General features: G+C 63.9%; 14 protein-coding genes. 4 read left to right on the plus strand and 10 right to left on the minus strand.

The window, feature by feature from the left end:
* Positions 1-36: 36 nt before the first annotated feature.
* The 4 genes from tssA to VC352_RS12660 all read right to left on the minus strand — a co-directional run bounded on the left by tssA (position 37) and on the right by VC352_RS12660 (position 4,942).
* Entirely contained in the window at positions 37-1,599 is a 1,563-nt protein-coding gene (gene tssA, locus VC352_RS12645; protein ID WP_322979909.1) for a type VI secretion system protein TssA, read from the minus strand.
* A gap of 436 nt (positions 1,600-2,035) precedes the next feature.
* Positions 2,036-2,935: a D-hexose-6-phosphate mutarotase gene (locus VC352_RS12650; RefSeq protein WP_322979910.1), complete on the minus strand. Its 900-nt coding sequence runs from the start codon at positions 2,933-2,935 to the stop codon at positions 2,036-2,038.
* Positions 2,936-3,027: 92 nt separating this feature from the next.
* Positions 3,028-4,404: a TRAP transporter large permease subunit gene (locus tag VC352_RS12655; protein ID WP_322979911.1), complete on the minus strand. Its 1,377-nt coding sequence runs from the start codon at positions 4,402-4,404 to the stop codon at positions 3,028-3,030.
* Complete coding sequence (locus VC352_RS12660; RefSeq protein ID WP_322979912.1) at positions 4,397-4,942, minus strand: TRAP transporter small permease subunit; 546 nt, start codon at positions 4,940-4,942, stop codon at positions 4,397-4,399. The genes VC352_RS12655 and VC352_RS12660 overlap by 8 nt, the downstream gene beginning before the upstream one ends.
* Positions 4,943-5,184: 242 nt before the next feature.
* Between VC352_RS12660 and VC352_RS12665 the strand changes: the two genes are divergently transcribed.
* Positions 5,185-6,285 (plus strand): TRAP transporter substrate-binding protein, encoded by a 1,101-nt coding sequence (locus tag VC352_RS12665; RefSeq protein ID WP_322979913.1) that lies wholly within the window; start codon positions 5,185-5,187, stop codon positions 6,283-6,285.
* A 66-nt stretch (positions 6,286-6,351) separates the two neighbouring features.
* On the opposite strand, the gene VC352_RS12670 is transcribed toward VC352_RS12665, so the two are convergent.
* Positions 6,352-6,756, minus strand: coding sequence for an acyl-CoA thioesterase (locus VC352_RS12670; protein WP_268180327.1), 405 nt, complete (start codon positions 6,754-6,756; stop codon positions 6,352-6,354).
* A gap of 383 nt (positions 6,757-7,139) precedes the next feature.
* Between VC352_RS12670 and VC352_RS12675 the strand changes: the two genes are divergently transcribed.
* From VC352_RS12675 to VC352_RS12685, 3 genes are all read left to right on the plus strand, one after another.
* Positions 7,140-7,304 (plus strand): DUF1328 domain-containing protein, encoded by a 165-nt coding sequence (locus tag VC352_RS12675; RefSeq protein ID WP_322979914.1) that lies wholly within the window; start codon positions 7,140-7,142, stop codon positions 7,302-7,304.
* A gap of 11 nt (positions 7,305-7,315) precedes the next feature.
* Complete coding sequence (locus VC352_RS12680; protein WP_322979915.1) at positions 7,316-7,777, plus strand: inhibitor of vertebrate lysozyme family protein; 462 nt, start codon at positions 7,316-7,318, stop codon at positions 7,775-7,777.
* A gap of 97 nt (positions 7,778-7,874) precedes the next feature.
* Positions 7,875-9,104 carry a nucleoside recognition domain-containing protein gene (locus VC352_RS12685; protein ID WP_322979916.1) on the plus strand — a complete coding sequence of 410 codons (1,230 nt, stop codon included), beginning with the start codon at positions 7,875-7,877 and terminating at the stop codon, positions 9,102-9,104.
* Between the two features lie 89 nt (positions 9,105-9,193).
* Here VC352_RS12685 and VC352_RS12690 read toward each other — a convergent pair whose 3' ends face one another.
* The 5 genes from VC352_RS12690 to VC352_RS12710 form a co-directional block, all read right to left on the minus strand.
* On the minus strand, positions 9,194-9,409 hold the full coding sequence (locus tag VC352_RS12690) for a dodecin (protein WP_322979917.1): 216 nt from the start codon (positions 9,407-9,409) through the stop codon (positions 9,194-9,196).
* A gap of 77 nt (positions 9,410-9,486) precedes the next feature.
* Positions 9,487-11,901 carry a TonB-dependent receptor gene (locus VC352_RS12695; protein WP_322979918.1) on the minus strand — a complete coding sequence of 805 codons (2,415 nt, stop codon included), beginning with the start codon at positions 11,899-11,901 and terminating at the stop codon, positions 9,487-9,489.
* A gap of 284 nt (positions 11,902-12,185) precedes the next feature.
* Positions 12,186-13,127 (minus strand): FecR domain-containing protein, encoded by a 942-nt coding sequence (locus VC352_RS12700; RefSeq protein ID WP_322979919.1) that lies wholly within the window; start codon positions 13,125-13,127, stop codon positions 12,186-12,188.
* The gene (locus VC352_RS12705; RefSeq protein WP_322979920.1) at positions 13,124-13,630 is read right to left on the minus strand and encodes a sigma-70 family RNA polymerase sigma factor; all 507 of its coding nucleotides are present in this window, start codon (positions 13,628-13,630) and stop codon (positions 13,124-13,126) included. The genes VC352_RS12700 and VC352_RS12705 overlap by 4 nt, the downstream gene beginning before the upstream one ends.
* A gap of 102 nt (positions 13,631-13,732) precedes the next feature.
* Positions 13,733-14,599, minus strand: coding sequence for a methylenetetrahydrofolate reductase (locus VC352_RS12710; protein ID WP_322979921.1), 867 nt, complete (start codon positions 14,597-14,599; stop codon positions 13,733-13,735).
* Positions 14,600-14,638: the final 39 nt, after the last annotated feature.

Below are 14,638 nucleotides of genomic sequence, written 5' to 3' on the forward strand. Positions count from 1 at the left end.
GATGGCCCGGAGGCCTTGGTTGGGCGTGTTGGCGCCTTACTCCAGCACCACCTCGAGGTCGAGGTGGCACAACCTGCGATAGATCTCGTCCTTGCTGTCGCGCACCGCATGGTTCTGCGGCAGGAGCTCGCAGCAGTTGTGCAGCAGGCGCAGCACATCCAGGGCGAGATCGGGTTCCCACTCGCCGAGGCCGGAGGCCTGCAGCGTCTGGTCGAGCGATTCGAGTTGGGTCTTGGCCAGGTCGTACTTCTTCGCGGCGAAGCACAGGCGGGCCAGGGTCAGTTGCCAGAAGAAGCGCTCGCGGCCGCCACGGGCGCGCGACATGCCTTCCTTGAGTTGTTGCACGGCGGCTTTCAGGCCGTCCTTGCGCAGGCCTGGCAGCACCTTCTGCAAGGCTTCTTCCCAGGGCGGCGTGGCGCCCATCTCGCTGGCGGCAGGCTTCTTCTCGATTTCCGGCGCCTGCAGGTGCGGCAGCACGTGGGCACCGATCCAGGCACGGGTTTCGGCGTCGGCGAAAGGCACACCGTCGTGAAAGCGCAGCTCGTCCAGGCCCGGAACGCGCTGCAGAAACAGGGCGAGCTGGATTTCCACCTCGCGCATGGCCTGGTCGGCCTTGAGCTCCTGCAGGCACTCCCAGACCAGGCGCTGGCCGTCGAGCCAGAAGGGCGCGCGGGCGATGCTGGCTTCGAGGTCGGCGAGCAGGTCGGCGTAGGCAGCCTGAGCGAAGCGCTCCTTGTACGAGGCCAGCTTGTCGGCCGGCAGGCCGCGAAGGGCGGTGATCTGTTCGGCGTTGCGCTCGGGTAGCGACTCGATGGGTAGCCACAGCAGGGTGCGCGCCAGGCGCAGCGGCTTGAGGTCGGTGGCCTTGTTCTTCAGCCACCAGGCGCACAGCGGGCGAGCCGCATCCTGCTGGGTACGCAGGGCCTTGTGCGCGTCCTTCTCGTTCTCGATGGGGCCGGTGCCGGTGATGATCTGGGTGGCGACCTGCTTGACCTGAGCGATGGCCGCACCGACTGCACCCGGCTCGGTCTGGCCCTGACTGGCGCGCTTGATCTGCTCGTCGAGGCGACGGCACAGCGGCAACAGCAGCGGCGATTCTTCGCCGAGGTGGATCGACAGGCTGGCTTCGAGACCGTGCAGGTGCTCGGCCAGGCGACGGAACAGCGGCAGTTGCTCGCTGATCGGCACGTGCTCGGCCAGCGCCTGTTCCAGACGCGGCAGCAGCCAGTTGAGGGCCGCTGCACGGGTGCGCGGCTTGCGCGGGTGCAATTCGTGCCAGTGGTGTTCGCAGAGGTAATGCAGCAGGTTCAGACCAGCCTGCAGGCCGGCGAAGGATTCACGCTGGAACAGCCCCCAGGTCAGCCAGGTGGCGGCACGCAAATCCTTGGATTGGGTGGTGAGCAGGTTCTCGCTGCCCTCACGCACTTTCTGCCAGTCGATACCGCCTGTTTCATGCAGGGAAGCGGCCTTGCCCAGCTCGGTTTCCAGCATTTCGTATTCGCTGGAATAACGCACATCCTCACCGGCAAAGTTGCCCTCATTAATAGGCGTCTTGGCCAAATTGAGATAATGCGCGGTGAGCTTGCTGGAGTATGTCATTCCATGACTCGACTATTAAAAGTGGGCAACTTCCACGGCATCGCAAATGGCCATCAGACCACCACCAAAACACCGCAGTGCGCAACTTTTTGCGCAATTGTTTGTGCAACAACTTGCGCAAGATCCTTATAGGTCGGGCATCCTAGCCCCATGACCGGAGGTGGGCAACCTCTCGAAGTGTGAAATGCCTAACATTCGCAGACATCTTTCAAATTATTACGGCGCCGTCTGTAAAGAGTATTTGCCAGGCATCCACAGCAAGTTGTTATCGATGTTTTGGCCTTCAGATAAGTTATTGGATAGTTGTAGGAAATAACTTACTGGCAAATTAGTGGCGCATCACAATTGATGGCTTATTGATATTGTTTTTTGTGATGCCGACCGCTGTTTATCAGGCTGGCTTTGTGCCAGGAACGGTCGGCAGGGGCAGGAGCCTTCAGCGGGCCAAAGACGTACTGGAGAGGCGAAGCTCAAGCAGGTGCCGTTCGTCAGTTTTCAGCTCAACGACGTCGTCGAGCACGTTGGCCGTCTCGATGCACAGCATGTTCTGCCAGGCATCGTCGGGGAATTGCGACAGGCGCATGGCCTTCTCCACCCTGGGATTCCACAACACCGCCGAGCGTGAACCGCATGCATCCAGATGAATGCGACGCCCCCAACCCGGGTCGAGGATGCTCATGCGCGCAGGGGTGTCGAGGTAGATACGATCGGTCTCCCCCGTGAAGGTCGGCTCGCCCGCCTGGCGCAGCTCGCGCCAGTCCTGCAGGGTGTCCAGATAACGACAGCCGTGCATCCCCTCGACGCTCACCTGGCGCACGTCGCTGACCGCGAAGTAAGTGTGCAACGCCTGGCTGATGGTGAGTGGTGCATCCGCACGATTGAGGGTTTCCAGGCGCATCGACAGATCCTGCGCCACACGCACGGTGAAGGTCAGCCGCGCATCGTGCGGCCAGCCCGCCAGAGGCGTCTGCCGGGTGTCGCAGGCCAGGTGCAGAGACACCGCGTCGTCCTCTTCGTCGATGCCCAGCAGTTGCCAATCCTCGGCGCGTACCAGCCCGTGCGCGGGCGCTTCGGCCTGCTGGTAATGGGCTTGCACGGCCTCGGGGTTGCGGCGCAGGTCGCCAAACCAGGGCCAGCAGATCGGCACGCCGCCGCGCACGCTCTGCCCGCGTCGGTAGGCCGCCTCGGGGCTGAGCCAGATCAACGGCGGCTGGTCGTTATGGCGATAGCTGAGGATCTGCGCGCCCTGCTGCGCCAACAGCAGTTCGCTGCCGGCGACGCGAATGCGCCAGCAGGTCAGTTGATCGAGTTCAACGCGTTCGACTTGGGTGCTCATGGCGAGTCTCGCTTCGATGAAGAAAATAGCGGCATAAAACAAAACGCCCGTCGCTAAGACGGGCGTTTCGAGCGGCTTGCAGCCTGTATGACCTACTGACCGTACACCTGTTCCGGCAGCCAGGTGATCAGGCCCGGGAAGATGTAGGCAATCACCAGCAGCAGGATCTGGATCAGGATGAACGGCACCACACCCTTGTAGATGGTGCTGGTGGGAATGCTCGCCGGGGTCACGCCACGCAGGTAGAACAGCGCGAAGCCGAAGGGTGGCGTGAGGAAGGAGGTTTGCAGGTTCAGCGCGATCATCACGCCCAGCCAGATCGGATCCAGGCCCATGGCCAGCAGCACCGGGCCGACGATCGGCACCACCACGAAGGTGATCTCGATGAAGTCGAGGATGAAGCCGAGCAGGAAGATCACCAGCATCACCACGAAGAACGCACCGAGCACGCCGCCCGGCAACTGGGCGAACACGTCCTCGATCAGCACTTCACCACCGAAACCACGGAACACCAGGGAGAACAGCGAGGCGCCGATCAGGATCATGAAGACCATGGCACTGATCTCGGTAGTGCCATACGCCACTTCCCTGAGCTGAGAGAAATTCAGCTTGTTCTTGCTCAGCGCCAGCAGCATGGCACCAACGGCACCCAGCGCAGCGGCTTCGGTGGGCGTGGCATAACCGGCGAGGATCGAGCCAAGCACCGCGCCGATCAGGATCAGCGGCGGAATCAGGGCCTTGGCCAGCTTGCCCCATTCGATCGGGCCGAGCTCTTCCTGCGGCAGCGCCGGCAGCTTCTTCGGCTGGAAGATCGCCACGAAGATGATGTAGGCGATGTACAGGCCAACCAGCAGCAGGCCCGGCAGCAGCGCACCGACGAACAGGTCGCCGACCGAGACGGTCTTCGGCGAGAAGATGCCCATCTTCAGTTGCGCCTGCTGATAGGCGCTGGACATCACGTCACCCAGCAGCACCAGCACGATCGACGGCGGAATGATCTGCCCCAGCGTACCGGTGGCGGCCAGGGTGCCGGTGGAGATCGCCGGGTCGTAGCCACGCTTGAGCATGGTTGGCAGCGCCAGCAGGCCCATGGTCACCACGGTGGCACCGACGATGCCAGTAGAGGCAGCGAGCAGGGCGCCCACCACGCACACGGAAATCGCCAGGCCGCCACGCAAGGTGCCGAACAGGCGCGACATGGACTCGAGCAGATCCTCGGCCACTCGCGAGCGCTCCAGCATCACGCCCATGAACACGAACAGCGGCACGGCCAGCATGGTCTGGTTGTTCATGATGCCGAACAGGCGGTTCGGCAGGGCGCTCAGGTAGCCGGCATCGAAGGTACCGGTCAGCGCGCCGATACCGGCGAACAGCAGGGAAACACCGGCCAGAGTAAAGGCCACCGGGAAACCGGCCATCAGGGCCACACAGATGCTGACGAACAGCAGAATCGCCATCAACTCAGCCATGTTTCACCTCCGGGGCCGGCAGGCGACCGCTGACAACGTAGAGTGCCTTGATGGCGTTGGACAGGCCCTGCAGTACCAGACTGACCACCAGCACCAGGATGATGCTCTTCTGCAGGTAGACGAAGTGCAGACCGCCCGACTCGCTGGAAGCCTCGCGGGTTGCCCAGGAGTTGCTCACGTAGTCCCAACTGGCCCAGCCGAGGAACAGGCACACCGGCAGCAGGAACAGCAGGGTACCGAACAGATCGACCAGGGCCTGACGGCGACCGCTGAACTTCTGGTAGAAGATGTCCACGCGCACGTGGCCGTTACGCTGCAGAACCCAGGATGCAGCGCCCATGAACACCAGCGCGTGGGCGTACAGCACCGACTCCTGCAGGGCAGTGGCGCCGATGCCGAAGCCGTAGCGCAGCACCACGACGATCGCGGTGCCAAGCACCAGGAACAGGGTCAGCCAGGCGCAGGCCTTGCCGAAATTGGCGTTGAGACTGTCGATCAGGGACGCAAGAGCGAGGGGAAGTGATGGCTTGTCGGACATAGTGAGTCCTTTATCGTTATGAGGATGAGAGCGGGCCAGCCCGATTGACTGGCGACCACGCCACCCGCGAGCTTGTGGGACGCGGGCCGGCGATTCTAGGCAGGCTGCCTACCAGGCAGCAATGCCCATGCAACTTTAGTCGTAGCGACTAGGCTTGTGAGTCACTTCGCCCTATGTTACTCAAGCCCGGTCTACCTTCGGCGATCCCGTGGTCAGACCAATACAACAAGAAGGAGCATTGCATGAAACGTCGCGACATACTCGCCGCAGCGGGCGTAGGCCTTGCAGCAACCGCGCTGGCAGGCTGCAAAGAAGAGGCGAAGAGCGCCGCAACGCCCCAAGAGGGTTCGAGTTCCCAGACCTTCACCTGGAAAATGGTCACCTCCTGGCCGAAGAACTTCCCCGGCGTCGGCGTGGGGGCCGAGCGCTTCGCCAAGCTGGTCGATGAGATGAGCAACGGCCGGCTGAAGGTCAAGGTCTACGCCGCCGGCGAACTGGTGCCGGCACTGGAAGTGTTCGACGCGGTATCGCGCGGCACCGCCGAAATGGGCCATGGCGCCCCTTACTACTGGAAAGGCAAGGTACCGGCCGCGCAATTCTTCTGCGCCCTGCCGTTCGGCCCTAACGCCCAGGAAATGAACGCCTGGCTTAGCTACGGTGGCGGCCAGGCCCTCTGGGAAGAGGTCTACAAGCCGTTCGGCGTGCTGCCGATGGCCTGCGGCAACACCGGCGTACAGACCGCTGGCTGGTTCAACAAGGAAATGAACTCGGTCGACGACTTCAAGGGCCTGAAGATGCGCACCCCGGGTCTGGGCGGCGAAGTGCTGACCAAGATGGGCGGCACTGTGGTCAACATGCCGGCCGGCGAGATCTTCACCGCGATGCAGACCGGCGCCATCGACGCCACCGAATGGATCGGCCCGTACAACGACCTGGCGCTGGGCCTGCACAAGGCCGCCAAGTACTACTACACCCCGGGCTGGCAGGAGCCGAGCGTGCTGTTCGAGCTGGACGTCAACCTCAAGGCCTGGGAAACCCTGCCGGCGGATCTGAAAGCCATCGTTCGCGCTGCCGCGCGTGACGTCAACGGCGACATGCTCGACGACTACAACGCGAAGAACATGGAGGCCCTGGAGCAGCTCAAGGCCGACGGCGTGGAAGTTCGCCGCCTGCCGGACGCCGTGCTGGCACGCCTCAAGGAAGTGGCCGCCGAAGTGGTCGAGGCCAGCGCCGCTGCCGACCCGGCCGCCACCAAGGTCTGGGAACACCAGAAGGCTTACCTTAAGCGTCTGTATGCCTATGCGGAAGTGGCCGACAAGGACATCTACAACATCCGCGGCTAAAACCGCACCGCACAACAAAACGCCGGCTTCTCAGCCGGCGTTTTCGTGTGTGCGACGCTGGTTCTGTCAGCCGCGGCGTGGCGGTACCGGGCGGGTACGCCCGCTACCATCGATGGCGACGAAGACGAACACTGCCTCGGTGACCTTGCGCCACTCGTTGGACAGCGGATCGTCGCTCCACACCTCGACCATCATCTGAATCGAGCTGCGCCCCACTTCCAGCGTCTGGGTGTAGAAGGAGAGCTGCGCGCCCACCGCCACCGGCACCAGGAAGGCCATGCGGTCGATGGCCACGGTCGCTACGCGGCCACCGGCGACCTTGCTGGCCATGGCCGTGCCGGCGAGATCCATCTGCGACACCAGCCAGCCGCCGTAGATATCGCCGAAACCGTTGGTTTCGCGCGGCAACGCGGTGATCTGCAGGGCCAGGTCGCCCTGAGGGATCGGATCTTCCTGTTCGTAGTCATTCATGGCTCGAAACTCACGGCGCGATTGTTGTTCTGGGCGCGAACCCTGGCGGGCAAAGGCCAGGCGAGTATACCGACTGAGCGGGCTACGGGCGACCACCCTGGCGTGACGCGCCCCACAGGCCACGCGCGCTCGGGCAAAACGCACGAGCCTTTCAGCGCTCATCGGGCAGGATGCCCTGCACGATCGTTTCGCGAGTTTTCTATCTTATTGACTAATAAGGATTTTATTTAAAACCAGGGTCTGGCACGGGTGGTGCAATACCTCTATCAAGCGTACGGATGCAGGAGGGTTTCGACACTCAGGGCATGCCGATAACGCCGAGCAATACGCAGCGCATGCCCCCGTTGGGGCCGCGAGAACCGAAATAATCGAGGAGAAACGCCATGTTGAGCTGGGCACTGACTTTCCTGATCATCGCCATCGTCGCCGCCGTACTGGGCTTCGGGGGTATCGCCGGCACCGCTGCAGGCATCGCCAAGATCCTGTTCGTAGTCTTCCTGGTGCTGTTCGTCATCTCGTTCTTCGTGGGTCGCCGCCCGCGTATTTGAAGGAGCCCATGATGCAATCGCTTCACGCCATCGCTGCCGCCCTGCTTCTGGGCGGCGCCCTGGCGGCTCAGGCCGCCGACCGTGACGCCATGTTCCAGCCAGGCGAGTTGCTCAGCAGCAACAGCGAATACCGCGAAGCCTGGCAGGACATGATCGAAGATGAAAAGCGCCTGCCGGACTGGCTGATGAACCTCAGCGGCCCTTCCACTCCGCTGCAGGCCGTGGAGGGCGAGGACGGTCGCTTCCTCGTCGGCCAGGTGTGCGAGGCGCACAACTGCTTCAACCAGCGGGTCTACGTGGCCTTCGACTGGGACAAGGACGATGCCTACGCGCTCTACGTGCAGATACCCGATGGCCTGCCGGAAGATCGCGCGCCGAGTGAGCATGCCAGCCTGCGCTGGCTGGGCGAGCCGGATGAAGACATGCGCAAGCTGCTGGAAGAACAACTGCGCAGCGACCCCAACTGGTTCTGAGCCAACCGCATGCTTCACGCATGCGGGGACTCTGCCTCACCCCATCAGCACGGCCGTCGCGCTATCATCCCCAGCCAGTGCAATGAGGGGGTGAGGCATGCTCAACGGCCTGTGGCTGAGCTTTTTTCTGATAGCAGCGGTGGCGGGCTTTTCCCGCTGGCTGATTGGCGACGATCCGAGCGTGTTCGCCGCCATGGTCGAAGCGCTGTTCGCCATGGCCAAACTGTCGGTCGAAGTGATGGTGCTGCTGTTCGGCACCATGACGCTATGGCTCGGCCTGCTGCGCATCGCCGAGAAGGCCGGTCTGGTCGACTCGCTGGCGCGCCTGCTTGGCCCGCTGTTCGCCCGCCTGATGCCGGAAGTGCCACGCGGCCATCCGGCGCTGGGGCTGATCACCATGAACTTCGCCGCCAACGGTCTGGGCCTGGATAACGCCGCCACGCCCATTGGCCTCAAGGCCATGCGCAGCCTGCAGGAGCTGAACCCGAACAAGCTGGTGGCGAGCAACGCGCAGATTCTCTTTCTGGTGCTCAATGCCTCGTCGCTGACCCTGCTGCCGGTGTCGATCTTCATGTACCGGGTGCAGCAGGGCGCACAGGATCCCACCCTGGTGTTCCTGCCGATCCTCCTGGCCACCAGCGCCTCCAGCCTGGTCGGCCTGCTGTCGGTGGCGTTCATGCAGCGCCTGCGCCTGTGGGATCCGGTGGTGCTGGCCTATCTGGTGCCGGGCGCGCTGCTGCTCGGCGGCTTCATGGCACTGCTGGGCGGGCTCAGCGCCACGGCGCTGGCCGCGCTGTCGTCGCTGCTGGGCAACCTGACCCTGTTCTGCGTGATCCTCGCCTTCGTCCTGGTCGGCGCACTGCGCCGCGTGGCGGTTTACGAGCAGTTCATCGAAGGTGCGCGCGAAGGGTTCGACATCGCCAAGAGCCTGCTGCCATACCTGGTGGCCATGCTCTGCGCCATCGGTGTGCTGCGGGCATCCGGCGCGCTGGAGTTCGGCCTCGACGGCATCCGCTGGCTGGTGGACGCGCTGGGCTGGGACACGCGCTTCGTCGATGCGCTGCCCACTGCATTGGTCAAGCCGTTCTCCGGCAGCGCGGCACGCGCCATGCTGATCGAAACCATGCAGGCGCAGGGCGTCGACAGCTTCGCTGCGCTGGCTGCCGCGACCATCCAGGGCAGCACGGAAACCACCTTCTACGTGCTGGCCGTGTACTTCGGCGCGGTGGGCATCCAGCGTGCACGGCATGCCGTGGGGTGCGCGCTGCTGGCCGAACTGGCCGGGGTGATCGCAGCGATTTCGGTGACCTACTGGTTCTTCGGCTGAGGGAATGGGGTTAAGGCGTCGGGCGCGCAGGCTGGAACCTGGGCGCCCTGGCCAGTGCCCACGCCAGGCACTGGCCGCCACGAGGCCGGTCAGCTGTCGCCGAGGCGGAAGCCGACCTTGAGCGTCACCTGATAGTGACCGACCTTGCCATTCTCGATATGGCCACGGGTGCTCACCACCTCGAACCAGTCCATGTTGCGCACACTCTTGGCACATTCGGCCAGGGCGTTGTCGATGGCATCTTCGATGCTGCTGCGCGACGAGCCGACAAGCTCGATCATCTTGTAGGTGTGGTGGTCGGTCATGATGGACTCCTGCCTTTTGGGGTGTCTTCTTCAGACTAGCCCGCAGCGCATAAGTGTCAGTTACCGCCACCCAGCCCCTAGAACTCCACCTGATAACCCAACGTGAAGGTGCGGCCACGGCCCTTGAAGTTGTAGTCATCGGCGATGCGCGCCGACTGCGAGTAATAGGTGAAGTAATCCTCGTCGAGGAGGTTGTCGATGCCCAGCGACAGGCTGCCCACCGGCAGGCGGCGGCTGACACTGGCCGAGAGCAGGGCGTAGCCGTCGAAGTCCAGGCGCGGGTCGTCGAAGCTGCGGCTGACGTAGTAGTTGTATTGCAGGTAGCTCGACCAGTCGTCGTTCCAGTTGGCCTGCCAGCCCAGGCTGTACTGATCCGGCGAGATGTTCAGGCCGGTCAGGCGCGTGTCCACCTTGCCATCGCCATCGGTGTCGGACTTGCCCTGGCTGTGGGCATAGCTGCCGCGCAGACTGTGGTGATCGTTCAGGTGCCAATTGCCGGTCAGCTCATAGCCCTGGATCTCCACCCGCTCGCGGTTGGCGATGTAGTTGCCATCGTCGTTGACCGACAGCCGCTCGCCGAGGTTGGAGAAGGACTCGTAGTAGCTCAGCTCCATGTCCACCCGCTCGAAGTTCAGGCGCAGGCCCACTTCACGCGAACGGGTAACGATCGGCTCCAGCTCCAGCAGGCTTTCCACATCCAGCCCTGGCTCGTCGAGCCCGCGCAGCACGCGGCCGATGTCGGGCATGCCGAAACCTTCGGAATAACCCCCGTAGAGCTGCGCCCAGTCGGTGGCCTGGTAGGTGAAGCCGTAGTTGCTCAGGGTCTTGCCGAACGACACCTTGCCACCGGTCACGCTCACCCCACCGGCATTGTTGGTGCCCCATACGGTGTGAAAGTCATCCACATCCAACTCGGAATGCTCGCGGCGCACGCCGGCCATCAGGGTCAGCCTGTCGGTCAGGTGCAGGTCGCCCTGGAGGAAGCCGGCCTGGTTGTCGTACGTGGAGGGCGGCACGTAGCTGCGATCGGTCTGCACCAGCACCTGCTCGCCCTTGTCGCGCATCAGGTCGACACCCCCGGTCAGGTCGAGCAGGCCATCGAACAGGCCGCTGCGCCGCAGGGTCAGCTTGCCGCCCCATTTCTCCGAGTCGCTGCGGCTCTGCTCCCACAGGGTGCCGATCGGGGCGATGTTGGGATCCTGGAACGAGCCCGAGAGCAACGCACCGAACTGGCCCCGATAGCGCTGGTGGTAGAGCTGCACGTCGAGCACGTTGCCGTACAGATCCTGGTTGCTGTAGCTGAAGGTGTACTGGCGGTTCTCGTTGAACGCCGGATCACCCTCGGGATGCCCTTTGCGCGCGGTGGTAGGAATACCCGCTGCGCGGTCGCCGAGTACCGGGACGTAGTCGTTGTTGCCCCTGAGCTCGTAATGGTTGGCACTGAACTGCAGGTGCTGCACGTCGTCGAGCCAGTAACCGAGCTTGAACATCAGGTCGTGGTCGCGGGTGTCCTGAATCTCGCCGGGGTAGGCGACGCCGATCAGCTCGTCGTTGGCGTCGTAGAAGGCTCCACGCTCTTGCCAGGTGGCGCCGAACAGGGTTTCCCAGTCGCCCTGCTGGGCGCTGACCCGGTAGTTCATCTTGTAGCTCAGGCCATCCTTGCTGAAGCGGTCGTCGCTTTCCAGGCTGACACCGGCGTGCTGGCTGACCCCATCGCTGTCAGGGCGGCGGCTGATGAAGTTGACGATACCGCCAGTGGCGCCACCGCCGTGCTCGGCCGAGGCGCCATGGATCACCTCGATGCGCTCGATCTGCGCCAGGTCGATTGTGTAGCTGCTGCGCCCATCGTTGCGGATCGAACTGGCCTGCGGCACGCCATCGACGAGGAATTGCGGGGTACGGCCACGCAGCGTTTCGCCGGCGTTGGACATCTTCTGCCGGCTCGGCGAGTAAGACGGAATCAGGTTGCTCAGCACCTGCCCCGGATCGCTGCTCAGCGCCAGCTGCTGCTCGATCTGCTGGCGGTCGATGACCGTCACGCGCTGGCTGGTCTGGCCGACGGCGGTGTCGCTGCGCAGGGTGCTGACGGTGATCTCGGCCGGGCTCAGCTCCACCATGTTGTCAGCTTGTGAAACCTGCCGTGGCAGGGCTTCCAGGCCATAGATGCCGTCACCCAGGCGTACCGCGCGCAAGCCGCTGTCCTGCAGCAACTGCGCGAAACCGTCCTCTACGGCGTAACTACCCTGCAGCCCCTCGCTGCGCAGCCCCTGCAACAGTGCGGCATCGAAGGACAGGGCGACGCCGGCCGCACTGGCATAGCGGTTGAGTACATCGGCCAACGAGCCCGCCGGGATGTCGAAGGATTGAACCTGCGCGGCAGACTCCGTGGGTGCGGCAACGACCATCGGCGCGGCCAGCGCCAGGGCGGAACAGAGCAACGTGGCCTGAATGGCGGCGGTCAGCGTATGCAGGTTGCAGCGAGGTTGACGCATGAGTTTCCCCTGAGAATGAAAGCCCGGTAGGCGATATTTCAGGAGGGCCGAGCCATTCGAGAAAAAAGTGCAAACAGCAATGAATATTTTTATTGGCCAGGGCCTGTACGAAAAGTCGCCGAGCGAAGGTCAGGCGATACCGATGGCGGCCCCGCAAAAATGGGTAAGGAACGGACTGGGCTCGCATTCGAGTTTACGAGCTGTAAATGAGCATTCGACCGGGCTGGCGTTCCAGCCCGTTTTTAACGAAGCATCACCGAGCGCAGGCACTTTTCGTACAGAGCCTAGACCTTCGGTACCAGCGTCACCCAATAGTCACTGCGCCGCACCACACGCACCGGCAAGCTATGCTCCAGCGCCGCCAGCGCACGATCGGTATCCGTCAGCGGAAAGCTGCCGGAAACCTTCAACCCGGCCAGCGCCGGGTCGAGACGCAGCACACCGTGGCGATAGCGCGCCAGCTCAGCGATCAGCTCGCCCAACGGCTGGTCGAGGGCGATCAGGCTGCCCTGCGTCCAGGCGGCGGTCGCCGCATCATTGGCGCGTTGTGGCCCGATTCGCTCGGCATCGAAGCGTACCTGCTGCCCGGCGACCAGCCCGCGCATATCGGGCAGATGGTGCAATGGCGCGACTTCCACGCGCTGCGCCAACACCGCGACCTGGCAATCCTGATCATCGCTGCGTACGCAGAAACGCGCGCCCTGGCTACGGATCACGCCATACTGGGTCTCCACCAGTAGCGGACGCGCCTCGTCGGCGCTGTCGATCATTGCCTCGCCAGCAAGCAGGCGCAGCACACGGCGTTGACCGTCGGCATGCCATTGCGCCGCGCTGGCCGTGCCGAGCATCAGCCGGCTACCGTCGCTCAGTTTCCATTCGCGGCGCTCACCCACACCACTGCGCAAGTCGGCCAACCAGTAGCGGCGGGTATCGCTTTGCCAGGCAAACCAGCCCAGCGGCAACGCCATGGCGACCAGAGCCAGGCTGCCGAGTAGACGCCGGCGACCATGATCGACACCACGCAGAGTCGACGAGGCGACAGGGCCGGGCAACAGCCCCAGTTGCTCGCGTAGCTTCTCGATCTGTTGCCAGGCCTGGCGATGAAGCTCGTCAGCGTCGTACCAGCGTTGCCAGGCCTGCTGCTCGTCGGCCTCGACGCTGCCGGAGCACAGCCGCGCGTACCAACCACTGGCCGCCTTGAGCGCGGCGCGCTGCGCCTCGGTCATGACTGCCAGCCCGCCTGCAGCAGGCAGCAATGCTCCACGGCGCGGGCCATGTAGTTGTTCACGCTGCGCAGGGAAATGCCCAGGCGGGCGGCGATCTGCGCGTAGGTAAGGCCGTCGAGTTGGGACAGGATGAACACCTCGCGCACCTTGCGGCCAAGGCCGGCGAGCATGCGGTCGACCTCCATCAGCGCTTCCAGCAACAGGGCTTGCTGCTCGGCACTGGGCTGCTCGGCCTGCGGCTGATTGGCCAGCGCTTCGAGGTAGGCCTGCTCCAGCGAGCGCCGGCGCAGGAAGTCGACCATCAGCCCGCGCGCCACGGTGGCCAGGTAGTCACGCGGCTCACGGATGCTCGCCGCATTGCCGGCACGTAGCAGGCGCACGAAGGTGTCCTGCGCCAGATCGGCAGCATCGCAACCGTTGCCCAGGCGCCGCCGCAGCCAGCCTTGCAGCCAGCTGTGATGGTCACGGTAAAGGGTATGCAGCACCTGGGCGTCGGCGGGCATGGCGCGATTTCGTATCAAATGACAATGAATTGCATTGTCATCTTTGCCGGGTCGACTTGGCAATATCGCCGACGCCATCCCCACCCTTTGCACACTGGCGCGCTAACGCGGCGATGCCTGGTACGCGGTGTCAGCACTCAGACGCGCATTGATCCAGGTAACGCCATCCTCGATTCCACCGAAGGGATACAGGTGCCAGCCAATGCGGCCCAGTTGCCGGTCGCCGAGCCCGGCCTGCAACTGATCCCAGTAACGCTCGGCGCCCACGCGCTGCATCAGGTTGGTCATCGACAACCCGTAGCGCCGCAGGATGGAAGCCGAGGTCGCCACGCCGAACTGGCGGGCAAAGCGCAGCAGCTTGCCGACATCGGCTGGCCCGGGCACGCCGATGCGCACAGGCGTGTCGATGCCCTGCTGGCGCAGTTGCTCGATCCAACGCACCACCGCCTCGGCATCGAAGCCGAACTGCGTGGTGATCTCCACGGCGCAGCCGGCTTCACGGAGAAAGTCCAGCTTCCACTTCAGCGCGCGCATCAGTTCGTTTCTGTCGATCTTCGGGTGCCCCTCTGGGTAGCCGGTGATCACCACCTGCTCGATGCCATGGCGCTCCAGCACGCCACTGGCCAGCAACGCCAGGGAATCCTGATAAGGCCCGGCCGGCGTGGCCGGATCACCGCCGACGAACATGAAGCGTTTCGGCGCCGCCTGGGCCACCAGAGCGCCGATCAGCTCGTCACGATCAGCCTCGGAGCGCAGCCGGCGCGAGGAAATGATCGGCACCGGCTCGGCGCCACAGGCCCGAATGACCTTCGCCGCCTGGATGCGCTGGGCGTGATCTTCGTTGCCCAGAAAGGCAATGTTGATCGGTGTGCCGGCCGGTATCGCCGCCCGCGCCTGCTCGACTTCGTGGATGCCCTTGCCGGTCACTTCCAGCGTATAGGGGATGAAATTGCTGCAAGGGTTGGACATCGATGCCTCGTCTGAACCGGCCAGGCCGCTGAGGGAAAG

It is taken from the genome of Pseudomonas sp. C11, assembly GCF_034683865.1.
Classification (GTDB): domain Bacteria; phylum Pseudomonadota; class Gammaproteobacteria; order Pseudomonadales; family Pseudomonadaceae; genus Aquipseudomonas.

What these genes read in the sequence shown, in the direction of transcription:
- VC352_RS12665 (WP_322979913.1), top strand. Translation starts at nt 5,185, where the DNA reads ATGAAACGTCGCGACATACTCGCCGCAGCGGGCGTAGGCCTTGCAGCA.
- VC352_RS12655 (WP_322979911.1), bottom strand. Translation starts at nt 4,404, where the DNA reads ATGGCTGAGTTGATGGCGATTCTGCTGTTCGTCAGCATCTGTGTGGCC.
- VC352_RS12685 (WP_322979916.1), top strand. Translation starts at nt 7,875, where the DNA reads ATGCTCAACGGCCTGTGGCTGAGCTTTTTTCTGATAGCAGCGGTGGCG.
- VC352_RS12680 (WP_322979915.1), top strand. Translation starts at nt 7,316, where the DNA reads ATGCAATCGCTTCACGCCATCGCTGCCGCCCTGCTTCTGGGCGGCGCC.
- VC352_RS12705 (WP_322979920.1), bottom strand. Translation starts at nt 13,630, where the DNA reads ATGCCCGCCGACGCCCAGGTGCTGCATACCCTTTACCGTGACCATCAC.
- tssA (WP_322979909.1), bottom strand. Translation starts at nt 1,599, where the DNA reads ATGACATACTCCAGCAAGCTCACCGCGCATTATCTCAATTTGGCCAAG.
- VC352_RS12675 (WP_322979914.1), top strand. Translation starts at nt 7,140, where the DNA reads ATGTTGAGCTGGGCACTGACTTTCCTGATCATCGCCATCGTCGCCGCC.
- VC352_RS12710 (WP_322979921.1), bottom strand. Translation starts at nt 14,599, where the DNA reads ATGTCCAACCCTTGCAGCAATTTCATCCCCTATACGCTGGAAGTGACC.
- VC352_RS12670 (WP_268180327.1), bottom strand. Translation starts at nt 6,756, where the DNA reads ATGAATGACTACGAACAGGAAGATCCGATCCCTCAGGGCGACCTGGCC.
- VC352_RS12700 (WP_322979919.1), bottom strand. Translation starts at nt 13,127, where the DNA reads ATGACCGAGGCGCAGCGCGCCGCGCTCAAGGCGGCCAGTGGTTGGTAC.
- VC352_RS12650 (WP_322979910.1), bottom strand. Translation starts at nt 2,935, where the DNA reads ATGAGCACCCAAGTCGAACGCGTTGAACTCGATCAACTGACCTGCTGG.
- VC352_RS12660 (WP_322979912.1), bottom strand. Translation starts at nt 4,942, where the DNA reads ATGTCCGACAAGCCATCACTTCCCCTCGCTCTTGCGTCCCTGATCGAC.
- VC352_RS12690 (WP_322979917.1), bottom strand. Translation starts at nt 9,409, where the DNA reads ATGACCGACCACCACACCTACAAGATGATCGAGCTTGTCGGCTCGTCG.
- VC352_RS12695 (WP_322979918.1), bottom strand. Translation starts at nt 11,901, where the DNA reads ATGCGTCAACCTCGCTGCAACCTGCATACGCTGACCGCCGCCATTCAG.